Raw genomic sequence first — 22538 nt, forward strand, 5'->3', positions numbered from 1 at the left:
TGCCGGCGGGCCGGGCGTCCGGGGCTCTGCGGCGCATGGCCGGACGCGCGCCGACGGCCTCGGCGTCGATCGTCCCGAGCCGTCCGCGTACGGTCTCCACGATTCGTGGGGATTACCCCCGGTAGCCCGCGAGTTCGCCCGGGTAGCGTCTCGATCAAGGCAGCATCGGCCGCGCCGAGCGGTGTCGTGCACACCGCCCCGGGAGGTGACGCGTCATGTACAGGCACGCAGTCCGACCGCACCGCACGGCACGCCGCCCACTTCGGGCCCGACCGTTCACGGGACTTCGGTGTCCCGACGGGAGGGCTTCGCGCGCGGCGGCTCGGCACCCGCGACGCCGGGGCGCCCGGGGGATGCGACTTCGGCGATGCCGGAGAACCACGCTGCGGCCGACATCCGCGCTGACGATGGCGGTCGTACTGATCGTGCTCGCGGCACTGGCGTCCTGTACGTCCGCCCGCTCCACGACGTCCGGCGCACCCGCCGCCTCGCCCACCGGGCTCCCCGACGCGGGCGCGACCGCACCCGGGTTCGCCCCCGGAGCCGTCACCGAACCACCCGCCGCCTGCGGGAACCCCACCGCGAGCCTGCGGCCCGCCTCCGGCCCGCCCCGCGCGGCCGACTACCGCACCGACGGCTCGCTCACCCGCATCCTGGAGCGGGGCTACCTGATCGTCGGGATCGACCAGAGCGCCTACCCGTTCGGCTACGCCGACGTGACCGACCACAACCGGCTCAAGGGCTTCGACGTCGACCTGGTGCGGGAGATCACCGCGGACCTGTTCGGCGGCAACGACCCGAGCCGACTGCGCTTTCGGGTGGTGCCGAACAACATCCGCGAACAGTCGGTCGCGGACGGCACGGTGGACATGGTGGCGAAGTCCGTCACCGTCAACTGCCGTCGGCGGGCCGTGGTGGACTTCAGTTCGATCTACTACGAGTCGGGGCAGCGGGTACTGATCGTCGACGACACCCCGGCCGCGGGCGCCGACCACACGAAGGGCCTCGCCGGCCTGCCGACCGGGACCCGGGTGTGTACGGTCGGCGGCACCACCGCCGCCGACGCGGTACACGCCACGCGGGGCCTGGTCGACGTCACCGGCGACAACTGGACGGACTGCCTCGTCCGCATCCAGCAGGGCCAAGCCGACGCGGCGGTCGGCGACGACACCGTCATGGCGGGCCTCCAGGCGCAGGACCGCTTCATCCGCATGGTCGGTCCCAAGTTGACCACGGAGCCCTACGGGCTCGAAATCGCCAAAGGGAAGCCGGACTTGGTCCGCTTCGTCAACGCGTCCCTCGAACGCGTCCGGCACGACGGCACCTGGCGTCGGTTGTTCGACACCTACCTGGGCCGCTACATCCCGGAGTCGGGGGGTGTGACGGCGCCGGAGGCGGAGTACCGGGACTGAGCGGGCGCGTGGAGCCGGGCGGGGTCGGGGTGGCGGTCGCGGTCACTGCGCACCGTGGCCGAACGCTACGTCGGCGACAGGTCGTCCCCCGGCACGATCAGTCCCGACTCGTAGGCGATGACCACCAGTTGCGGCCGGTCCCGGGCGCCGAGCCGGGCCATGATGCGGCTCACGTGCGTCTTGGCGGTCAGCGGACTGAGCCCGAGCAGCGTGCCGATCTCCGCGTTCGTCAGCCCTCGTCCGACCAGCGTCAACACCTCGCGTTCACGCGCCGACAGGTCGGCCACCCGAGTCGAGCCCGGCGTACCCGTGGTCGCCGTCGCCGGCATCCGCAACACGCGCGAGATCAACCGTGCGGTCGGGCCGGGCGACAGCAGCGCCTCGCCGGCGCCGATCGTGCGGATGGCGGCCAGGAGTTCGGCTGGGCGGGTGTCCTTGACCAGGAACCCGCCGGCACCCGCCCGCAACGCGGCCAGCACGTTCTCGTCGTCCTCGTAGGTCGTCAACACCAACACCCGGACCCGGGACAACTCCGGATCCGCCGCGATCAGCCGCGTCGCCTCAATGCCGTCCAGAATCGGCATCCGGATGTCCATCACCACGACGTCCGGCCCGCACTCCCGGGCGAGTTCGAGCGCGGCCCGCCCGTCGGCGGCCTCCCCGACCACCTCCATGTCGGCCGCCGAGGACACCAACATCGCGAACGCCGACCGCACCAGATGCTGATCATCGGCCAGCAACACCCGCAAGGTATCGCCCATCACACACTCCCCCGTTCCTCCGAAACCCGCCGGCCGGAGCGGTCGGCACGGCCGGCAGCACCGGCGCGGCCGGGCAGTCGGCGGACCGGCGTCGCCTTCACCCCGCGTCCTCCGACCGTGCCATCGGCAACACCGCCGAGACCGCGAACCCGCCCTCGGGGGCGGGGCCCGCGACCAACGTGCCGCCGACGCTGCGGGCCCGTTCGGTCATTCCGAGGATGCCGAAGCCGGCGCCCTCCCCGACCCCGTTCGCGTGGCCGTCGTCGACCACGCTCACTCTCAACTCGCCATCGTCGGCGATCAGTTCCACCCGCGCCGTGTGCGCCTGCGAGTGCTTGACCACGTTCGTCAGCGCCTCCTGCACGATCCGGTACACGGCGACGCCCACCTCGGGCGCGGGCGTCGGGCCGTCGTGTCCGGTCAGGGTGACGTCGATGCCGGCGGAGCGGGCCGCGCCCGCCAGCGGGACCAGGCCGTCCAGACCGGCCAGGCCCGGCACCGCCTCGTACGACGCGACCTCCTCGGCATCCCGCAACACCGCGAGCGTGGCCCGCAGTTCGTGGCGAGCGTCCCGGCAGGTCTGCGCGATCGTGTCCAACGCGCCCACCATGACCGTACGGTCGGCCGGCGGCTCCTGCGCGGCGAGGTGCGCGGCCACCCCCGCCTGGACGCCGATCAGCGTGATGCTGTGCGCCAGCAGATCGTGCAAGTCCCGGGCGATCCGCAGGCGTTCCTCGGCCACCCGCCGCCGGGCCACCTCGTCCCGGGTGCGTTCGGCGCGTTCGGCCCGATCGATGATCGCGCTCACGTAGTCGTGGTGGCTGCGCCACGCCTGGCCCGCGATCACCGCCGCGACCACCCAGCCCGCCATCCCACAACGATCACGCCAGCTCGGCCCGTCGGTACCGCCCAGGGTCATCGCCACGACGGCCACGGTCAGCGCCGCCACCCCGACCACGACGGCCACCCCGCGCCGCACGTACGCCGCGTATGTCCCCAACGCCACCAACGCCGGCACCGCGGCGCTCTCGTGCAGGTATTCGCGGTGGTGGTAGGGCACGGTGAGCGCGAACGTCAGCACGAGTACCGTCCCCGGCCGGACCCGACGCCAGGCGAGCGGAATCGTGGCACCGACCAACAGCGCCACGCCGACCGGGTCCAGCGCCCGCTGCGCCGACCACACCTGCGCCGCGCCGACCGCCCCCGCCGCCAACAGGACGGCGAGCAGGGCGTCCGCGACGGACGCCCCACCCCACCTCGTTCGTGTCGTCACACCGCCATCTTCCGGGACGACAGGGGCGGTTGCGGCGGTCGGGTCGCCGTCGTGTCCCGCGCAGGCCGTCGGGAAAGCGGGCCAGGCCACCAGATCCACCGATCCAGCGCCACGCTCGCCGCGGTGACCAGGAACGTCCGGACCAGGAACGTATCGATCAACACCCCCACCGCGACCACGAATCCGAGCTCCACGAGGGAGACCAGCGGCAGCAGCGCGAGGACCGAGAAGGTCGCCGCGAGCACGAACCCGGCCGAGGCGATCACCCCGCCCGTAGTCTCCAGCGCGGCCGGCGCGGCGATCCGCACCGAATCCCCGCGCAGCGCCATCTCCCGCACGCGGTGCATCAGGAAGATGCCGTAGTCCACCCCGAGCGCGACCAGGAACACGAAGGTCAGCAGCGGCGTTTGCGCATCCACGCCCGCATACCCGAAGCCGTGCTCGAAGACCAGCCCGCCCAGTCCGAGCGACGCCGCCCAGACCAACCCGACGGCGGCAACCAGGATCAGCGGCGCCACCAGGCTGCGCAACAGCACGATCAACACCAGCAATACCGCGAGCAGTACGAGCGGCACGACGACGCGGCGGTCCCTGGCCGTGGTGTGCGCGGTGTCCATCTGCTGCGCGGTGGGGCCGCCGACCCGGGCATCCGGCACCGCACGCAGACGCTCGATCGTGGCATGCTCCCCGGCCGACTCGGGTCGATCCTTCGCAAAGGCCAGGATCTCCGTCCACCCACCGGCCGTTCGACCCTGACGCGCATGCTCGACCCCCTCGGTCGAGCCCACCGCCGCCAGCACGCCCCCCGCCTGCTCGCTCCGCGCCAGCACCGCGATCGGCGCACCGGACTGCTCCGGGAAGGCCGCGCTCAACGTCTCCTGGGCCACGATCGACTCGGGCTTCTTCGTGAAGCCGTCACTCTGCCGCAACGCGCCCGGCAGCCCGAACGCGGTCAACGCCCCGGCCCCGAGCAGCACCACTCCCGCGACGAGCACGGCAATCGGCCGCCGGGACACCGCCGTTCCGATCCGCGCGTAGGCCCCGCGCCCCAGCTTCGGCGTACTCCCGAACACCGGCACGAACGGCCAGAACACCCGCCGCCCGAGCAACACGAGGATCGCCGGCAGCAGGGTCGTCATCACCGCGAGCGCGCACACCACGCCCACCGCCCCGACCGGCCCCATGCCCCGACTGCTGTTCAGATCGGCGGCGGTGAGGCAGAGCAGCCCGACCACGACCGTCCCCGACGAGGCCAGCACGGCGGGCCCACAGCCGCGCAGCGCGGCGAGCATGGCCACCAAGGGCCGTTCGTGTATCCGTAGTTCCTCGCGGTAGCGGGCCACCAGGAGCAGCGCGTAGTCGGTGCCCGCCCCGAACACGAGCACCGTCAACACGCCGGAGCTCTGCCCGGTGACGGTGATCCCGAACACCCGCACCAACCCGTACACCGTCGCCGTCGCGACGGCCACCGCGACTCCGGCGCAGACGAGCGGGACGACCCAGAGGTAGGGGCTGCGGTAGGTCAGCATGAGCAACACGGCCACGACGAGCACGCTCGCGAGCATCAGCGTCCCGTCGATGGACGAGAACACCTCCTGCATGTCCGCCGTGATGCCGCCGGGCCCACCGACGCGCACGCTGAGCCCGTCGGGATGCCGCTCCACGAGGGTGCGGATGTCCGGCACGATGTCGTCCGGTTCGGCGCCCCGGCGGTCGACGGACAACGCGTAGCGCAGCGTGGTGTGATCGACCGACTCCTGCGCGGCCGGCACCGACCCACCCACGAGCGGATGGCGAGCCACCACGTCGGCGACCCCCGCGGCGGCCGACTGCCGGTCGGCGGGCGTCAATCCGCCGTCGCGGCGGTACACGATCTGCACGTCCATGGCGTCGCCGCCCGGCAACCCGCCCTGGATCCGGGCCACTTGGGTGGACTCGGCGTTGGCGGGCAGATAGTCCACGGCCTCGTTGTGCTGCACGTCACCGAGCTTGGCGGCGAACATCCCCGCCACCAGCACCACCAACACCCACCCGCCCACCACGACCCACGGCAACCCCCACAACCGTCCCCGCCGCGACGGCCGCGGCCGTGACCGTACGGGCACGCCCGGGTCGGCCCCCGAGCCGCTCTCTTCCCGCGCCAAAATCTCCATGCCCCAAGGCTTCCGCCCAACCCCACCCCACTCGTCCGGCCAAGGACCGATCTCCGCATTACTCCACCCGACGTCATGGAACCCCCACTAATCCCGGAGGAGTAACCCACCCCGCCCCAGCCCGGGCCCATGCCCATGCCCATGCCCCCAGCAACCCGAGGACCAGAACCCCGGACCCGAGTCCGCCCCCAAGCACGGCGCCGAAGTCCCCGGAAACCGGCGCAGCACGACGTACATCGGTGAAGACCGCAGGAACAGGCGCAGCGCAGCAGTGAAGGCCCGGACAGCAGACGCGGAGCGCAACGCGGGGGCGCAGGCGCCGAGATCGGACAGCGCCGGGCGCGCGAGGACCACCGACGCACGGACGGAGTCGGGACGGACACGGGGACACGAGGGCGGAGGCGCCGCAGCAGGCGCGGGCAACGAACAGGGACCACGGGCGCACAGGCCCGGAGCCGGAATGCGGTGCGGAGGGCGGGAGTCGCGCGTCGGACGTGGGGCGATGGCGCGGCCGTGTGCCGCCCAGGCGGGGACCGCGAGCGGGAACTCGGGCGCACGGGAGCGGCTGCCCGGCCGGGCGTAGGCGCGGGCTCGGGGCAGCGCGCTCACCTCCACGGGGCGACGTGCCCGAGCGCATGCGCCGGCTCGCCCCGCAGCGCCCGCGTTCCCGATCGTCGCCGCCCGATCGTCCATGCCCCGCCGTACGCAGCCGCGCAGGGCCGGTCGGGCAGATCACGACATCGGAGGCTGCAACGCGGGCGCAGCCCGCTGACCGAGCCGCGCGGTGTCTCCACGCAGACGAGTGCCGTGCGACACCACCGGCGTGCGGCCAGGAGTACCGCGAGCACTACTTCGTCGAAGGGCGGCCGGCGTTCGCCGACGCGGATGCGATCCTGTCGATGCCGCGGCGGAACGTGAGCGGCGGGCCGAAGATCCGGAAGCCCACTGACGGAACGGGCTCGCCAGGGCTTGAGCCGCACACGAATCGAGGCCACGGTGATGGTGCCCGTGAACAGGTACGCCCGCCTGTCACGTGCACCGGCCCAGCCGCAGTCAGCCCACCCGCCGCAGCCCGACCGCCGTCGACTCGGCCACCTTCCGATCGTCAACCGACCCACGGCCGACCGGACCATCGTCGGCTCGGCCGCTCGCCCGCCGTCGGGTCGGCCGCTCAGCCGCCGCCGAACCAAGCCGGCATGTCCAGGTGGATGGCGTCCCCGGGCGTCATCAGCCGAAGATCCTCCTCCAGCGCACGCAACCGATCCGCGCCGAGCCGGTCCGCCCACTTGGCCCTGACGTCCTCGAAGATCGCGACCGACTTCACCAACGAGTCGACCCCATGCGCGGTGAGCCCAACCAGCTTGCGCCGCGCGTCATTCGGATCCGTGTGCCGCTCGACGTAGCCCAGCTGCTCCAGCCCATCGATCGTCTTGCCCAATGGCCCCCGCCAGGACCCGCACCCCAGCCACCACAACGCGCGCCGGCACCCAAATCCGCAAACGAACCCGCCACCCCGCCACCGACGATGGTCCAGCCGCCTCAGGCACCCAGCCCATGGTCCAACGTCACCGCAGGGGCAGCTCGGTTCCGCTCACCGCCAGAGTCCGCCGCGCCAACTGCCGCAGCGCGCAGACGCCTTCCCCGGGCAGCGCGGTCTCGACCCGAGTCGCCACCCCCTCCGGCCACCCCGCCTCGGCACCGTGCAACACGCCTGCGATCGAGCCCACCAACGGCGCGGTGGCATGAACGCCCCACCCGCCGCGCACAGTCAGCCCAATCTGCCGAGCGGGGTCGGCGCCTCCCCACAACAACCCGGCCGCGATCAGCCCCGCGCTCCCCGACGCGTCGTGCCGATCGTCGCTCCCGGCCTCTCGTCGTACCTCGGCGACCACTCGGTCCCAGGCCCACCCACGCGCAGACGCAACCAACACATCCCGAACCACCCGCGACACCTCCGAGTTCACCGGAACGTGCCGCAACGAAACACCGACCGCCTGCGCCGCATCCCGAGCCGTGAAGGCCGCCGCCGCAAGGGCAGCGCACCACATGGCGGCGTACACCCCCTCCCCGGCATGCGACACCACCGCATCTTTCCGAGCCAACCGAGCCGCCCGCCTCGGATCCCCGGGCGCCACATAGCCATACAGGTCGGCCCGCGTCATCGCCTCACCCGACGCGCTCCCATCACCTGCCGTGGTCGGGGGCAAATCCCCGTCAAGCAAACGCAGATACGCGGCCTGCTCCGCCGCAAAGGCCCGTAGGAACGGCAGGGTAAGCAACCACAATCCGCCAACCTGCGCACTCGTGAACCCCGGCCCGTACGACTCCAAAACCCGCAGACTCAAAACCGCCCGATCAACCGCGTCACTGCGATCCTCGGCCAAACCGGAACCCAATCCCTGCCTCGCCTCATGGGCGCCAAGGCATCGCCCGATCCATCCCCCGTGGATCCGATCGAACAACACGCCGCGTACCGGCGGCGGATCAATCCCCCCGGCCGGAGGCAGCAGCTCATCGATCAACGCATCAACCCCCGAGACCTTTTCCCGACTCGACTCGTCTCGCAACAGTCCATCCCCCCGCAAGCCATCGAACTCCATCGACTTCCCAGGAATCACGCCCGGTCCAGAAGCTCTTGCCCAGGACGATCCACCCCGCAAGCATCGTGGCGCCAACCGCCTCCGAAGCACCCGTCTCAAGCCAAATATTCATGGCGTCAATCACCTCAGTGCCGCCCATCTCTGCGGTTGGCAGCCACCCCGACCGGCGCCGTGATCATCACCCGCCGAATGATCCACCCGCGGACGACCGACCTCGCCCTCGCCCACCTTGGGCCGATCCTCGCGTTGATCGGGTCACCTCACAGGCCCACCCGGAATCACCGTCAAAGCCAATCGTCTCGAGAAGACGACGTCGTCCCAGACGACCCCGAGAGCAAATCTTCACGAATTCGATCGTCGCTCACCGCATTCGCTTCACAATGCTTGGCTTTCACCCTCCTGCTTCAGGCCGGTCGACTTCGACGCTCAATGCCCGGTCACCCCTCGTCCCGACTCCCGGCCCCGACATCCCGCACCCACTGCCGAACCGAGATGCCGGCGTTTTCCGGACGCTTGCACATGCCGTCCTTTTACGCCCCAAGTACGGGTTCGATGTGGTTCCCGCCGGGCTTCGAACGGGCGCCCCCCCGATAGCCCAGGCTCACCTGGAACCGTCGGCGATTGTCGAAGACCTCGATGTATCGGATGACTCCTCAGCGGGCCTGCGCACGATTCGTGGAGAGATATCGCTTCGGGCGGCGAACGCGCGCAGGGAACATACGGCCGGGCGGCACAGGGTCGGACCGGCGGCCCCGGCGCCGGAGCGATGCTCTCCACGACCTCGCTCGCCGGGACGCCGGCGGAGTTGATCGCCCACCTCGCCCCCGGTCATCGTCGGCGCGGCGGGCGGGACCCTCGACTGACCCGGCCGCCCCCCGACCCCGGGCCCTGCACGCCCGGGGTCGGGGAGGACGGCCGACCAAGCCGTCGCGACCGAGCGTGAACCCGACGAGCGACAAGCCCTGCTCGAAGTCCGACTGCGCGCCGGTCCGGTTCGTAGACGGCCGGCGGCCCGGGCGCCGGGGCACGCACCCCGTCGCCGCCGTAGGAACCGGGGCCGATCAGTTCGTGGGGTTGGTGGCCTCGGATGGGAGGTCGACGGTGTCCGATGTGGGCGGCGCGGTGACATCGACCGGCTTGCCGAGGTCGGACCACTCGACGGTGCCGTTCTCCGGGAGTTTCAGCCGGATCGGCACCGGGTTCCCCGTGGCAAGAACGTGCAATCGCGGCTCGCCGCGACCCGACGCAGCTCCAGCCGGTGCTCGCCGTAGGTCATCGTGCCGATGTAGCTCCGTCGGCGATGGTCGTAGCGAATGTCGAAACGGACAGGCGTCGTCTCGTCCGGAGGCAAGACGTCGCCGACGCCGCGCACAGTCGAGATCCCGGTACCCGGCGGGGTCGGGCGGCGGTGCATCGAGGCGGGCATCCGGGGGCGCGATCCGCACCCCCGCCGTCGAGCTTGGAGCCCGCCGGGGCACGCGACGCTGCCCCAGTCGGCGTCCCCAGGCGAAGCCACATGCCGGCCGTCGAGGGTGGGCCCGCCAAGTCCGGCAGTCATGCCCCGCGTTGGCCTCGCAGGCGACGGCGAGACCTGCCGTCGAGCTTGGAGCCCACCGAGGCACGCGGCGGTACCCCAGTCGGCGTCCCCAGGCGAAGCGAGATGCCTGCCGTCGACGTTGGGCCCCGCCAAGTCACGCAGCCCCGCCCCGCAGCCACCGTCCCCAAGCGCGGCCCGTGCCCTACCGTCAAGCGTTGGCCCCGCCAGGACCGGCAGCCGCGTCCCGCGACCCATCCCCCGCAAGCGAAGCCGAATGCCTTCCGTTGCGGTCAGGCCCCGTCAGGACCGGCAGCCACGCCCCACGACCCGGCCCCGCAAGCGAGGCCGAATGCCTACCGTCGCGGTCGGGCCCCGCCAAGAGCGGCGGCCTCGCCCCGCAGCCCGCCCTCGCAACCAAGGCTGAACGCCTCCTGTCGCGGTCAGGCCTCGCCCGGTCCGGCAGCCGCAACCTGCAACCCGCAACCGAGGCCGAACGTCTCCCGTCGCGGTCGGGCCCCGCGAGGACCGGCGGCCACACCCCGCGCCCCGCCCCGCGCCCGAGGCCGGATGCCTCCCGTCGCGCCCCCGCCCCGCCGCCCCGGCTCCCCCCGACCCGCCCCATCCCGACACGCCCGTCGCTTTGGTTAACCCCGGGTGTCGGGAGTTGCGGAAACGTCCTAAATGTGACGCCCTATCACATCGCCCGCGCAGGCGGCAGAAGCACCCCGGCTCGCGCTATTGGCAAGCCTTGACGAAGTTCAGACGCAACCCGCTGAAATTCGTCACGACCCAGGGGGTTCGCAAGCGCCGCGAATCGCGTACCTTATCGGCCATGACCTCGGCTCGCGCCTATGACGGCGGCATCTACTCGCCGTATTCGGAGACCCCGATCTACGACCGGCTGGTGGCCGAACGGGGCCGGCCGGAGATCGGCCCCTTCAACGTGCCCCTCCCGGACTTCGCCATGCACCCGCTCTTCGGCGAACGACCGGCGCTCCCCGCCCTCCCGGCGCTGCCCTCCTCGTACTCGTCGCCCGCGCCCGCGTACGGCTCGTCGACCCCGGGCTACGGCTACAACGCGCCCGCGCCGATGCCCGCACTGCCCGCGCCGCTGCCGGTGCCCGCGCAGTACGGTGGCGCTCCGCAGTACGGGGGCGGTCAGTACAACAACGCGCCCATGTCGGGCTACGCGTCGATGGCCCCGGCCGCGCCGCAGGCTCCGCAGCCGGCCGTGCACCAGTCGCAGCCGGGTGCCGGGCAGTACGCCGCGCAGTACGTCCAGCCGCCGCAGGTTCCCGCGCCGCGTGTGCCGAACATGGGCGAGCCGGGCCAATTCCCGCCCCGTTACTGAGCGAACGCCGCCGAGCGCAGGCCCGAGCGAGGTCGAGAACCGAGAGTCGTCATACCCGTACGTCCCGCGTGGCCGTCCCCGAGCCGAGGCGCCGCGCCGAGCCGCCGTCGGCCCTCTCGGGCCGGCGTGAAACAGTGAAGCCATGCACCACCGCCACCTCGCCTCCCTGCACCTGTACCCGATCAAGTCCACTCGTGGCATCGACCTCTCCGAGGCCGTGGTCGAGCCGTGGGGCCTTGCCGGGGACCGGCGTTGGATGCTGGTGGACACCACCGGACGCTTTCTCAGCCAGCGCAAGCAGCCCCTGCTCGCGACCGTGACGGTACGTCAGGAGGACGGCGGACGACTGGTCGTCCGCGCGCCCTCGATGGACGAACTCCGGGTCGAGCCGCCCGCCGAGGTCCGGCTGGTGCCGGTGACGGTCTGGAACGACGAGGTCGAGGCCGCCGTGGGCCCGGACGACGCGCACACGTGGTTCGGGAAGGTGCTGGGCATCGACGTGCGGCTCGTCCACCTGGACGACCCGACCCGACGGATGCCCGATCAGAGGTACGCGGACTCATCCGATCGAGTGAGCTTCGCGGACGGCTTTCCGCTGCTCCTGACCACGACGGGTTCACTCGAAGCGCTGAACGGTCTCGTCGAATCCCCGCTGCCGATGAACCGTTTCCGCCCCAACGTGGTCATCGACGAACCCGAGGCGTGGGCCGAGGACCACTGGCGTCGGATCCGGATCGGCGACGTCGTATTCCGCGTGGTCAAGCCGTGTTCCCGCTGCGTCATCACCACCACCGACCAGCGGACCGGCGAGCGCGGCCCCGAACCGCTCCGGGCCCTGGGCAAGCACCGCCGCTTCGGTACGAAGCTGGTCTTCGGCCAGAACCTGGTCCCCGAACTCCCCGCCCACACCACCGGCATCCTCCACGTGGGCGACACCTTCGAAGTCCTCGAAACGGACTGACCGGACCACGGCGCGGCCGGCCGATTCTCGCGCCTGCGAGGGCCGATACGAGGGCCGTCGTGGGCGCGGTGGGTACGGACCGCGCGGGTCCGGCCGACCCCGCCACCCGGCGCACCGGCGTCACTCACGTGGGTGACATCGTCCGCGCGCCCCGACCCCACGCCCCCACTCCCCCGACACGCTGATACCCCCACTACCTAGGACCGTCCGGCACGTTCCTGCCGGGTGAGGGGCGCGACTCCATGGCTACCGTCACGTTCGACCGGGCCACCCGCCGGTACACCAAGGGCGACAGGCCCGCCGTCGACCAGCTCTCGCTGGAGATCGGCGACGGCGAATTCCTCGTCCTGGTCGGCCCGTCCGGCTCCGGGAAGAGCACCGCCCTGCGCATGCTCGCGGGCCTGGAGGACGTGAACTCGGGCGCGATCCGCATCGGCGACCGCGACGTCACCAACCTTGAACCCAAAGACCGCGACATCGCGATGGTGTTCCAGAACTACGCGCTCTACCCGCACATGTCGGTGGCCGAGAACATGGCCTTCGCGCTCAAGATCGCACATCGGCCGAAGGACGAGATCGCCCGACGCGTCACCGAGGCCGCGAAGATCCTCGACCTCACCGAATACCTCGACCGTAAGCCGAAGGCGCTCTCCGGCGGTCAGCGTCAACGCGTCGCGATGGGCCGCGCGATCGTCCGCGAACCGCGCGTATTCCTGATGGACGAGCCGCTGTCCAACCTCGACGCCAAGCTCCGCGTCCAGACCCGCATCCAAATCGCGGGCCTGCAAAGGCGGTTGGGCACCACCACGGTCTACGTGACACACGACCAGGTCGAGGCGATGACCATGGGCGACCGCGTCGCCGTACTCCGCGACGGCATCCTCCAACAGGTCGACACCCCGCGTCGCATGTACGAGCACCCGAACAACGTGTTCGTGGCCGGCTTCATCGGCTCGCCGTCGATGAACCTGGTCGACACCGAACTGACCGAGGACGGCTTCCGGTTCGGCGAAGCCCCGATTCCGCTCACCCGCGAGGCGCTGGAAACGGCCCGCGCCGAGAAGGCCGAGCGGATCACGGTCGGCATCCGCCCGGAGCACTTGGAGGTCACCTCCGACTCCGATGCCGACGGCCTGCCCGTCACCGTGGATGTGGTCGAGGAACTGGGCTCCGACGCCTACGTATACGGCACCGCCCGGGTCGACGGCTCGCCCGCGCCCCTGGTCGTCCGGGTGCCCGGCAACCGGGTGCCGCACAAGGGCGAGACGCTGCGGGTGACCCCACGCATCGACGAGATCCACAAGTTCTCGAAGTCCACCGGCGAACGCCTCGCCGACTGAACTCCCCGCCCGCGCACGCGCCCATACCCACGCCCGGGCTCGCCGAGCCCGGGCGCCGAGCGTCCCTCAGCCGGCCGCCTCCCCGAACGCCTGCCGCAGGTGGGTGGTTCGCTGCCGGGTCGGGTCCGCGGCCACCGCGGCGGCGAGGGCCGGACCGGCCGCGTGCACGATCGAGACGTGGCGCTCGCCTCGCGTGACGAGCGTGTACATGAGGGCCCTGGTGTAGGCGTCGGCGCCCTCTGCGGGCAGTACGACCACCGCGGCCGGGCGCCGCACGCCCAGGGATTGACGGGCCGTCAAGGCCCAGCCGTGGCGAAGCTCCATCGGAGGTACCGCCTCCGGCGCGGCCGTCCCGAAGACCACGACCGCCCGCCCGTCGGGCAGGAGTTCGCGTACGGTCCCCTGGACCACCCCGCAACTCGGGTCGGTCGTGGCCCGGATCACCCGGTCGCCGACGTCGATGGCGCCCGGCGTCGGCGAACTCCCACCGCCGGGACCCGGGTTGAGCCGGGCTTTGAGGGCGGCGTTGAGCGCGTTCGCGCCGGCGGGCCCCGTGGCCAGGGGAGCGACGACCAGCACGTCCCGCGCCGCGATGCCGATCGCCCTCGGAATCGAGTCGGCCACCAACTGGGCGCAGCGGTGGGCGGCTTCCTCGCCGGTGCGGGCGGGGATCAGTACGACGCGGCGCTCGGGATCCCGGATCGGTGGCAGCCGGCCGTCCCGGATGCCGTCGGCGAGCGCTTCGAGGGGTCCGTCCGGGACGTTCGGCGCGACCAGCGCACGGATCGCGCCGGTGGCGGCCAGGTCGGTGAACACCCGTCCCGGGCCGGTCGATTCGAGTCCGGCCGGGTCGCCGGCCAGCAGGAGCCTGGCGCCGTCGGGAACCGCCTCGAAGATCGCCGCCGCGGCGGTGACGTCGAGCAGGGTCGCGTCCGTGACGACGAGAAGGTCGAGTTCGAGGGTGCCGTCCGGGCCACGTTCCATCGCGGCCAACTCGCGCAAACCGACCGCACCGGCGCCGAGGCGATCCCGGCCGTCGAGGGTCGGGGCGACCACGGTGACCCGAAGTCCGGCCGCCCGAGCCTTCGCGACGACGGCCGAGATCGCGGCGGGCGGCTCCTCACCGGGGCCCGCGGCGTAGAGCACGACGCCGGTCGAAGCCAGCGCCCGATCCAGCTTGCCGTCGCCGAACTCCGGCCAGGGCTCGACCGTCGACATCAGCCGCACGACCGCCTCGGCGATGGCCTCCTCGGCAAGGGCGTAGTCGTCCAGGGCGAGCAGCACGCCACCGACGGCGGCGAGTTCGTCGGGCTCCTCGAAGTCGGCCTCGAAGTCGCCGTCGCCGTCGTCCGTTTCGTCGAAGTCGCCGCCCTCCTCGCCACCTTCCTCGGCGGAGGCGGCAGGTACGGCGGCGAAAGCCATCACCCGGCCCTCGGCCAATATGGCGCGCAACGCGGTGTCGGACTCACCCACCTCGAAGTGCCCGAGCGCGGCCCGAACGGCATCGGCCTCGATCGCGGTATCCCCCTGGCGAGCGGCCCGGCGAAGCAGCCAGAGCACAATCGCCCGCACCCGCCGAGGATCGTCGGCGGCCCACGCGGTACCCAACGCCCCACGCGCGAACAGGTCGGCCTGCTGCGGCGCGATCCCCGCCACGCCGAGCAACGCCCACGGATCACCGGCCAACAACTCCGCCGCCTCGCTCCCCAGCGCGGCAACCACCTGGGGAGCCATCCCCTCGGGAGCCCCGGCGGCCCCCAGCAGCCGAGCAACATCGGCAACCACAACACCGAACGGCCGCCGCTCCACCTCCCCCACCCCCGGGTCGGAGGCACCACCACCGGGCCGCCCCCAGGCCCCACGCTCACGCCCACCGCCCTCGGCAACGCCCGGCCTCGCGGGCGTACCGCTCTCGCCCACAAGCGGGGACCTGCCACCGTCACCACCGGAAGCGAGGGCACCACCGCCCCTCACAAGGCCCGACCCATCGCCATCGCCGTCGGACGCAGCGACAACATCGCTCTCGGCGTCCACGCCGGGGGAAGCGTCCTCGGTACCGGCGTCGGCGCCGCGCGCAGCCTCGGGATGAAGTGACGTCGCCTCCGCTGCCCGATCCCGATCGACGCGCGCGGCGCCCTCGGGGCCCCGATCCGGATCGCCGTCGGAATCCGCCGGGCCGTCGGCGGCGGCGCCCTCGTCGGCGGGCTTCGGCGTCGCGGCCATCGTGTCGGCGGCGGTCGGCGGTCGGACTGCGCTCTCATCGGCCGAGCGTGGCGCGTCACCACTGCCGGCCGGGTTCGTCGGACCGCCCACCGGCTCCGACGGCTGAGCGGCGAGAGCGGTGCTGTCGGGAGTCTCGGCCTCCGTGTCCTCGTCAGCCGGCTCGGTCGTGGCCACGTCGCCGATGGCCGGGCTTGGCGAAGCGTCGACAGGGGCCGATTCGACAGCGGCGCCCTCACTGTCCGGCTCCGGCGGGAGGTCCAGGTCGCGGACGTGCCGAGGGGCGCGCCGGGTGCCCCGATGGGACAGCGCTTCCTCACCGGCCTCCGTCTCCCGACGGGGCGGCGCTTCGTCACCGGCCCCGGGCTCACCCACTTCCGGCTCTTGACGCGGCGCTGCCTCGTCATCGGCCTCGACCTCACGGCGGGCCTCTTCGTCCGTCGACGAGGGAGCAGGCGCCGGATCCTCCACAGCGGCCGAGTCGGCCGAAGCCCCCTCGCCGCGAGCCTCCTCGCCACGGGCCTTCTCGGCCGCCACCGCAGCCTCGGCGGCGGCCTCCGCTTCCGCCTCGGCGGCAGCAATCGCGGCGGCCTCGGCCTCGGCGGCTTCCGCGGCCACCGTGGTGCGGCGGCGGGCACGCTCGGCGTGGGTCGGGTCGGCGGTCTCGATATGCGCCACGCCGCCGACGACCTCGGGGGCCTCGCCGCGAGCCAACCTCGCGAGTTGGTCGCGGAGGAGGGCCACCGGGTCGGCCTTCGGTCGGCTGTCCCGGGCGTCCGACGGTTCGGGCTCCGGATCCGACGGCCCGTGCTCGGAGCCGGCCCGGGTCGCCGTGGCCCCGGGGTCGGCCCCGGCCCGACGCTCGGTCACATCCTCCGGATCGGCTCCCGCACCGCCGCCGTTCACGCCGCCCGCACCGCCCACACTCACGTCAGCCACACCCGACCCACACTCGTCCGCTCGAACACCCCGACACACAACCGGCCGCGCCGGTGTCACCGACCCTCGCCGGAATCGATGGTCCCAAACTGCCGTACCCGGCCGTCCGACACCTTCCGCCGCACCGAAGCCGCCCCCCTCGACCCACCCGATCCAGCGAAACCCCCGACCGGCGCGCCCCCGAACACCCGATCACCGGCCACCACACCCCCGCACCCCCAACCAATCAGGACCGACCGACACCCAGCAGCCACACCACCGACCACCGGCGGCACCGAACGCACCTTCGATGTCCAGCCATGGCCGGCCCCCCGCAGCACCGGAGCGCGGGAAGGACACCATGATCGACATCAAGGTCACCCAAGGCAGCCTCGACGACGTATCGGACTTCGTCTCGATGCTCTACGGGCACACCACCTGGCTGCTCCCGACGCGCTACGTCGACCTGCCCGAAACCCTGGAGTGGGAGGACCCCCCACCGATCGTCAAACAGGTGCTACGCCACACCCGCGCCGGCCGAACGCGAATCTGCCGGCATCCGTCGGGCCGCGTCACCGGCGGCTCCGTACCGACCGACGAGGCCCCGGAGTTCATTCCGCCGTCCGACGAGCCCGAGCTATACCTGTACCTCCTGGTCAGCGATGTGAGGCACTGGGATCTCGACATCGCGGCCCTGGTCGCCGAAGCCGCCCGGCGCGGCATACGGCTGCTTCGCACGCACTGATTGGACCGGCGAGGACGGTTGGCTCGTGCACGACTACGAGAGGCTCGGCTTCACCCCGACCAAGACACGCCCTAAGCCTGGCTCCACGAATCGTCCGGGTAACCCGTCATCGGCTGGGAGACGTCCTCCAACGCGTTCCGGATCTCGGTCGGAAGCGTCACGGACTCCGCTGCCAACGACGCGCGGAGCTGGCCGGCGTTGCGGGCGCCCACGATCGGTGCGACCACGCCCGGTCGGTCGCGGACCCAGGCCAGGGCCACCTCGATCGGGGCCGCGCCCAGGCCGTCGGCGGCGGTGGCCAGGGCGTCGACGATGCGGCGGGAGTGGTCGTCCAGGTAAGGGGCGACGAAGGGGCCCATGTGGGCGGAGGCGCCCCGGGAGTCGGCCGGCATGGCGTGGCGGTACTTCCCCGTCAGCACCCCGCGCCCCAGCGGCGACCACGGGAGCAGGCCGACGCCCAGGTCCAGGGCCGCGGGCAGGACCTCGCGTTCGATGCCGCGTTGCAGCAGCGAGTACTCGACCTGCGTACTGGCCACCACCACCCGGCCGGGGGCCGCCGACTGCCACGTGGCCGCCTTCGCCAGTTGCCAGCCGGAGAAGTTGGACACCCCGACATACCTGGCCCGCCCGCTGGTGACCGCCAAGTCGAGCGCGTGCAGGGTCTCCTCCAGCGGCGTCGACGGGTCGTACGCGTGCAACTGCCACAGGTCGACATGGTCCGTGCCGAGGCGGGCCAGCGAGTGGTCGAGCGCCTGGAGCAGGTGGCCGCGCGAGCCGTCGAAGCGGCGCTCGCTGTACGGCACGCTCGCGGCCTTGGTCGCGATCACCAGCTCCGAGCGCGGGATGTACCCGTCGAGGAGGCGGCCGATCATGTACTCGGCCTCACCGTCGGCGTATACGTCGGCGGTGTCCACGAGGTTCCCGCCGGCGTCCAGATATGCCTTCATCTGGTCGGCCGCGTCGTGCTCGTCGGTGTCTCGTCCCCATGTCATGGTGCCCAGCCCCATGCGGGAGACCCGCAGGCCGGTGCGGCCGAGATGTCGCTGCTCCATGGCACCGGAGACTAGCCGTTCCCTCCCCCGCGCCGCCGTTGGCGGGGCCGTTCGGCGGTATGCCGGCGAGACAGGTTACCGACGGGTAGGTCACGCGGTAGGGTCGGCCGAGGTATCAGGTACCGCCAACCAGTCGGACGAACGTCGTCCGGCGTGAGACGGACGTCGGACAGACGTCGAACAGGGGGTCCGCGCAGATGCGACTCGGAATCAACCTCGGCTACTTCGGCGCCGGCAACGACGCCGACAATCTGGCGGTCGCCCAGGAGGCCGATCGGCTCGGCTACGCGGTCTGCTGGGCCGCTGAGGCCTACGGCTCGGACGCGGCCACCGTGCTGTCCTGGGTCGCGGCGCAGACCACCCGGATCGACGTCGGCTCGGCGATCTTCCAGATCCCGGCCCGGACGCCGACCATGACCGCGATGACCGCAGCGACGCTCGACGTGCTCTCCGGCGGCCGGTTCCGGCTCGGCCTGGGCGTGTCCGGGCCGCAGGTGTCCGAGGGCTGGTACGGGGTCAAGTTCGACAAGCCGCTCGCCCGCACCCGCGAGTACGTCGAGGTGATCCGCAAGGCGATGCGCCGCGAGCGGGTCGCCCACGAGGGCGCCAACTGGACCCTGCCGCTGCCCGGCGGCCCGGGCAAGCCGCTCAAGCTCACCGTGCACCCGGTGCGCGAGCACATCCCGCTCTACATCGCCGCCGTGGGCCCGAAGAACCTGGAGCTGACCGGCGAGATCGCCGACGGCTGGCTGGGCGTCTTCTACGCCCCGGAGCACGCCGAGGAATCGCTCGTACACATCCGCGCCGGCCGGGAGAAGGCCGGCCTGGCGATGACCGACTTCGACGTCGTGCCGACCGTCCCGCTCGTGGTCGGCGACGACCCTCGGCAGGCGGCCGAACAGGTGCGCGGCTACGCCGCGTTGTACGTCGGCGGGATGGGCAGCCGGGACCAGAACTTCTACAACCGGCTCGCGGTCCGCATGGGCTACGAGACGGAGGCCAAGGAGATCCAGGACAGGTTCCTGGCGAAGGACTACGCGGGCGCGGGCGCGGCCGTCCCGTACGACTTCATCGACAAGACCAGCCTGCTCGGCGGCCGGGAGCGGATCGCGGAGCGTATGCAGGCCTACGCCGACACCGGCGTGACCACCCTGACCATCGCGCCCAACGGCAGCACCCTCGACGAACGCGTGGCGGCGCTGCGCCTGGCCGCCGAGGCGCTGGACCTCTCCGGCACCGGCTCCTGACCCGAGCCACCGGCTCCCGACCCGACGGCGGGCCCGACGCACCTCGGGCCCGCCGCACGTCCGATCACGCCGCGCCCGAAGCACCGGAGGCACCGGGAGCACCCGAAGCCCCCACCCGCGCCCACACCCTCAGCGCGGCCCCGGCACCCGCGCCGCGATCACCTCGGCGAACTCCAACAGCCGGCGAATCTGCCCCGGCCCGCCGTCTTCCAACGACTTGCTGAACCGGTACGCCTCCTGCCGGAAGCGCCCCGTCGAAGCGCCGTCCTCCCCGCGCACCGTCGCCACCTCCTGCAGCGTCGGCGTGGCCAGGAACACGAACGCGCCGCGCAGTTGCCGCCGCCCGTCGTTGTCGGTGCCCACCAGGGTGCGTATCCCGACGTGCGAGACCGAGCCGAGCGGAATCACCTGCACGGAGGAATCCAGCACCGTGCCGCCGGGCGCGGACGGGTCGGTCATGTCCTCGCTGTGCCACAACACCAGGCGCCGGTCGTCGCAGACCGCCGCCTCCTGCCAGACCGAGGTGCCGTTCGCGTTGATGTCCACGACCCGTTCGAGCGTGAACCCGCGCACCGGACGGCGGCCCAGCACCGAGCCCAGGGCCTCCATCGCCACGTCCGGGTGCAGCAGGTAGGACCGCACCGCGTCCTCCAGCTGGGTGTGCGCGGACCAGTCGGCCCCGGCGGCTCCGGCCCCCGGAACCTGGGCCGGGCGCGTCCCCGATGTGCGCTGCCTGCCCGACTTGCCGAACATCCCCACCTGCTTCCGCCGCGTCTGTACAAGCAGAAGCCTACGAGAGTCCGGCGCGGGCGGTGCCGGCGTCCACCGCTTGATCGCTCACGGAACGAAATCAGGCCGCGGCGGGGGAGTCCAGTGCGTCCCCGCCACGGCCGGTACCGAGTTCAACGACCACACCCGACAAAGGACACGCCGGCGGGGCCGGGAGCCCCGGACGCGCCGGCAACCGAAACCGGCCCGGCGGCGACCGCACACGGAGCCGACGCGGCCCCCTACAACCACCCGCTCCGCCGGAACATGCGATGCAACCCCACGCACGACAGCACCATCAGCGCCACCGCACCCGGATACCCCCACACCGACTTCAGCTCCGGCATGTGCTCGAAGTTCATCCCGTACACGCCCGCGATCATCGTCGGCACCGCGAAGATCGCCGCCCACGCGGAGATCTTGCGCATGTCCTCGTTCTGCCGCACGCCCACCTGCGCGAGGTGCGCGCCCAGGACGTCGGACAACAACCGGTCGAACGACTCGATCTGTTCGGTGACCCTGGTCACGTGGTCGGCCACGTCCCGGAAGAACGGCCGGGTGTCGGCCGGGACGAAGGCGATCTCGGACGTGGCCAGCCGCCGTATCGGCTCGATCAGCGGCAGCGCGGCGCGCCGGCACTCCAGGACCTCGCGCTTGAGCAGGTAGATCGCCTCGGCGTCGTTCTCCCGGCTGGGCGAGAAGACCCGCGCCTCCAGTTCCTCCAGGTCGGTCTCCAGCTCGCCGGCGATGGCGAGATAGGTGTCCACGACCGCGTCGGCGACCGCGTACATCACCGCGCCGGGGCCGTGCTTGAGCAGCTTGGGCTGCTTTTCCACCCGGCGGCGCACCGACTTCAGCTCCGCGCCGGGACCGTGCCGAACGGTCACCACGAACGAGTCGCCGATGAACATCATCAGCTCGCCGGTCTCCACCGACGACGTCTCGTCGTAGTAGTGGAGCGTCTTCAGGACCAGGAAGATCGAGTCGTCGTAGGTCTCCAGCTTGGGCCGCTGGTGCGCGTGCAGCGCGTCCTCGACCGCCAGCGGGTGCAGCCCGAACTCGCTCGTGACCAGGTCGAACTCGCTCGGCGTCGGCTCGTGCAGCCCGATCCACAGGAACGAGTCACCGACCCGCCGAGCCTCGTCCAGCGCGTCGGAGAAGTCGGTGGGCCCTTCGGTCCGGCGGCCGTTCGTGTAGATGGCGCAGTCGACGATCACCCGGCCAGTTTGCCGGCTCGCGCGCCCGACCGACGCGGCTCGACCCGCCACCGCACCGCCCCCGCCCACGCCCCACCCACACTCCGGCCGCGCCCCACTCACACCCCACCCGCCCCTCACGCACGCCTCGCGCACGGCGCTCGCACCACCCCGACATAGGCTTGGCCCCATGACGACGGTGCTCTTTGTTCGGCACGGACGGACCACGGCCAACTCCTCCGGAGTCCTCGCCGGTTGGACGCCGGGGGTGTTCCTGGACGACCGGGGCGAGGAACAGGCCGCCGCGCTGGCGGCGCGGATCGCCGAGGTGCCGCTCGCGGCGGTGGTGACCAGCCCGCTGGAGCGCTGCCGGCAGACCTCGGAGGCGGTGCTGACGGCCCGGCTCGGGACCAAGTTCGCGCTCGACGCGGGCGCGCAGGTCGACGAGCGGGTCGGCGAGTGCCGCTACGGCGACTGGACCGGGCAGGAGCTGAAGAAGCTCGCCGAGGACCCGCTGTGGCAGACCGTGCAGACGCACCCGAGCGCGGTCACCTTCCCCGGCCCGGGCGGCGAGGCGCTGCGGACCACCCAGGCCCGCGCGGTGGACGCGGTCCGCGACTGGAACGAGCGCATCGCCGCCGAGCACGGACCCGACGCGATGTACCTGGTCTGCTCGCACGGCGACGTGATCAAGGCGCTGGTCGCGGACGCGCTCGGGATGCACCTGGACCTGTTCCAGCGGATCCAGGTGGATCCGTGCTCGCTCACGGTGATCACGTACGGTACCCACCGGCCGACCGTCGGCCGCCTCAACGACACCGGCGGCTCGGTGGCCGGCCTGCTGCCGCCGCCCGACGGACGGCACGGGCCGGCGTCCGGCGACGCGGTGGTGGGCGGCGGAGCCGGCGCGCCGTAGGGTTCTTCGGAGGGCGCGCTCCCCCCGCGCGCCCTGGCCGACCGACCCGATCGACCACCCGTCCAGCTCTCGACAGAAACACGGAGCA

Annotated in this window: 17 protein-coding genes; 7 read left to right on the forward strand and 10 right to left on the reverse strand. The window is 72.2% G+C overall.

What is annotated here, in order from left to right:
• Positions 1-407: 407 nt before the first annotated feature.
• The gene (locus ACMXN5_RS06015) at positions 408-1412 is read left to right on the forward strand and encodes a transporter substrate-binding domain-containing protein (RefSeq protein ID WP_439674361.1); all 1005 of its coding nucleotides are present in this window, start codon (positions 408-410) and stop codon (positions 1410-1412) included.
• A 65-nt stretch (positions 1413-1477) separates the two neighbouring features.
• Here ACMXN5_RS06015 and ACMXN5_RS06020 read toward each other — a convergent pair whose 3' ends face one another.
• From ACMXN5_RS06020 to ACMXN5_RS06045, 6 genes are all read right to left on the reverse strand, one after another.
• Positions 1478-2173 (reverse strand): response regulator transcription factor, encoded by a 696-nt coding sequence (locus ACMXN5_RS06020; protein WP_395786074.1) that lies wholly within the window; start codon positions 2171-2173, stop codon positions 1478-1480.
• A 97-nt stretch (positions 2174-2270) separates the two neighbouring features.
• On the reverse strand, positions 2271-3446 hold the full coding sequence (locus ACMXN5_RS06025; RefSeq protein ID WP_439674362.1) for a sensor histidine kinase: 1176 nt from the start codon (positions 3444-3446) through the stop codon (positions 2271-2273).
• Positions 3443-5599: an MMPL family transporter gene (locus ACMXN5_RS06030; protein WP_439674363.1), complete on the reverse strand. Its 2157-nt coding sequence runs from the start codon at positions 5597-5599 to the stop codon at positions 3443-3445. The genes ACMXN5_RS06025 and ACMXN5_RS06030 overlap by 4 nt, the downstream gene beginning before the upstream one ends.
• A gap of 1171 nt (positions 5600-6770) precedes the next feature.
• The gene (locus tag ACMXN5_RS06035; RefSeq protein ID WP_439674364.1) at positions 6771-7037 is read right to left on the reverse strand and encodes a MarR family winged helix-turn-helix transcriptional regulator; all 267 of its coding nucleotides are present in this window, start codon (positions 7035-7037) and stop codon (positions 6771-6773) included.
• Between the two features lie 127 nt (positions 7038-7164).
• Complete coding sequence (locus ACMXN5_RS06040) at positions 7165-8199, reverse strand: ADP-ribosylglycohydrolase family protein (RefSeq protein ID WP_439674365.1); 1035 nt, start codon at positions 8197-8199, stop codon at positions 7165-7167.
• A gap of 1061 nt (positions 8200-9260) precedes the next feature.
• On the reverse strand, positions 9261-9395 hold the full coding sequence (locus tag ACMXN5_RS06045; protein WP_439674366.1) for a hypothetical protein: 135 nt from the start codon (positions 9393-9395) through the stop codon (positions 9261-9263).
• A 1173-nt stretch (positions 9396-10568) separates the two neighbouring features.
• Here ACMXN5_RS06045 and ACMXN5_RS06050 point away from each other — a divergent pair.
• From ACMXN5_RS06050 to ACMXN5_RS06060, 3 genes are all read left to right on the forward strand, one after another.
• On the forward strand, positions 10569-11087 hold the full coding sequence (locus tag ACMXN5_RS06050; protein WP_201260900.1) for a DUF6643 family protein: 519 nt from the start codon (positions 10569-10571) through the stop codon (positions 11085-11087).
• Between the two features lie 142 nt (positions 11088-11229).
• Positions 11230-12048, forward strand: coding sequence for an MOSC domain-containing protein (locus ACMXN5_RS06055; RefSeq protein ID WP_439674367.1), 819 nt, complete (start codon positions 11230-11232; stop codon positions 12046-12048).
• Positions 12049-12290: 242 nt separating this feature from the next.
• On the forward strand, positions 12291-13388 hold the full coding sequence (locus tag ACMXN5_RS06060; RefSeq protein WP_439674368.1) for an ABC transporter ATP-binding protein: 1098 nt from the start codon (positions 12291-12293) through the stop codon (positions 13386-13388).
• Positions 13389-13454: 66 nt separating this feature from the next.
• Here ACMXN5_RS06060 and ACMXN5_RS06065 read toward each other — a convergent pair whose 3' ends face one another.
• On the reverse strand, positions 13455-16538 hold the full coding sequence (locus ACMXN5_RS06065) for a helix-hairpin-helix domain-containing protein (protein ID WP_439674369.1): 3084 nt from the start codon (positions 16536-16538) through the stop codon (positions 13455-13457).
• Positions 16539-16887: 349 nt separating this feature from the next.
• On the opposite strand from ACMXN5_RS06065, the gene ACMXN5_RS06070 reads away from it, so the two are divergent.
• The gene (locus ACMXN5_RS06070; protein ID WP_439674370.1) at positions 16888-17271 is read left to right on the forward strand and encodes a hypothetical protein; all 384 of its coding nucleotides are present in this window, start codon (positions 16888-16890) and stop codon (positions 17269-17271) included.
• 71 nt (positions 17272-17342) lie between these two features.
• Here the strand turns inward: ACMXN5_RS06070 and ACMXN5_RS06075 are convergent, their stop codons facing one another.
• Complete coding sequence (locus tag ACMXN5_RS06075; protein WP_395786059.1) at positions 17343-18323, reverse strand: aldo/keto reductase; 981 nt, start codon at positions 18321-18323, stop codon at positions 17343-17345.
• Between the two features lie 197 nt (positions 18324-18520).
• On the opposite strand from ACMXN5_RS06075, the gene ACMXN5_RS06080 reads away from it, so the two are divergent.
• On the forward strand, positions 18521-19570 hold the full coding sequence (locus tag ACMXN5_RS06080; protein ID WP_439674371.1) for an LLM class F420-dependent oxidoreductase: 1050 nt from the start codon (positions 18521-18523) through the stop codon (positions 19568-19570).
• A 129-nt stretch (positions 19571-19699) separates the two neighbouring features.
• Here ACMXN5_RS06080 and ACMXN5_RS06085 read toward each other — a convergent pair whose 3' ends face one another.
• Positions 19700-20323 (reverse strand): hypothetical protein, encoded by a 624-nt coding sequence (locus ACMXN5_RS06085; protein WP_379998438.1) that lies wholly within the window; start codon positions 20321-20323, stop codon positions 19700-19702.
• Between the two features lie 257 nt (positions 20324-20580).
• Complete coding sequence (gene corA, locus ACMXN5_RS06090) at positions 20581-21555, reverse strand: magnesium/cobalt transporter CorA (RefSeq protein WP_439674372.1); 975 nt, start codon at positions 21553-21555, stop codon at positions 20581-20583.
• 169 nt (positions 21556-21724) lie between these two features.
• Here corA and ACMXN5_RS06095 point away from each other — a divergent pair, with 169 nt between their 5' ends.
• Positions 21725-22450 carry a histidine phosphatase family protein gene (locus ACMXN5_RS06095; RefSeq protein ID WP_395786053.1) on the forward strand — a complete coding sequence of 242 codons (726 nt, stop codon included), beginning with the start codon at positions 21725-21727 and terminating at the stop codon, positions 22448-22450.
• Positions 22451-22538: the final 88 nt, after the last annotated feature.

Source organism: Embleya australiensis, assembly GCF_051903075.1.
In the GTDB taxonomy this organism is placed as follows: Bacteria; Actinomycetota; Actinomycetes; order Streptomycetales; family Streptomycetaceae; genus Embleya.

Bases quoted from the DNA above. Each gene is read 5' to 3' on its own strand.
- ACMXN5_RS06015 (WP_439674361.1), top strand. From the start codon at position 408: ATGGCGGTCGTACTGATCGTGCTCGCGGCACTGGCGTCCTGTACGTCC.
- ACMXN5_RS06020 (WP_395786074.1), bottom strand. From the start codon at position 2,173: ATGGGCGATACCTTGCGGGTGTTGCTGGCCGATGATCAGCATCTGGTG.
- ACMXN5_RS06030 (WP_439674363.1), bottom strand. From the start codon at position 5,599: ATGGAGATTTTGGCGCGGGAAGAGAGCGGCTCGGGGGCCGACCCGGGC.
- ACMXN5_RS06040 (WP_439674365.1), bottom strand. From the start codon at position 8,199: ATGGAGTTCGATGGCTTGCGGGGGGATGGACTGTTGCGAGACGAGTCG.
- ACMXN5_RS06050 (WP_201260900.1), top strand. From the start codon at position 10,569: ATGACCTCGGCTCGCGCCTATGACGGCGGCATCTACTCGCCGTATTCG.
- ACMXN5_RS06055 (WP_439674367.1), top strand. From the start codon at position 11,230: ATGCACCACCGCCACCTCGCCTCCCTGCACCTGTACCCGATCAAGTCC.
- ACMXN5_RS06060 (WP_439674368.1), top strand. From the start codon at position 12,291: ATGGCTACCGTCACGTTCGACCGGGCCACCCGCCGGTACACCAAGGGC.
- ACMXN5_RS06070 (WP_439674370.1), top strand. From the start codon at position 16,888: ATGATCGACATCAAGGTCACCCAAGGCAGCCTCGACGACGTATCGGAC.
- ACMXN5_RS06075 (WP_395786059.1), bottom strand. From the start codon at position 18,323: ATGGAGCAGCGACATCTCGGCCGCACCGGCCTGCGGGTCTCCCGCATG.
- ACMXN5_RS06080 (WP_439674371.1), top strand. From the start codon at position 18,521: ATGCGACTCGGAATCAACCTCGGCTACTTCGGCGCCGGCAACGACGCC.
- ACMXN5_RS06085 (WP_379998438.1), bottom strand. From the start codon at position 20,323: ATGTTCGGCAAGTCGGGCAGGCAGCGCACATCGGGGACGCGCCCGGCC.
- ACMXN5_RS06095 (WP_395786053.1), top strand. From the start codon at position 21,725: ATGACGACGGTGCTCTTTGTTCGGCACGGACGGACCACGGCCAACTCC.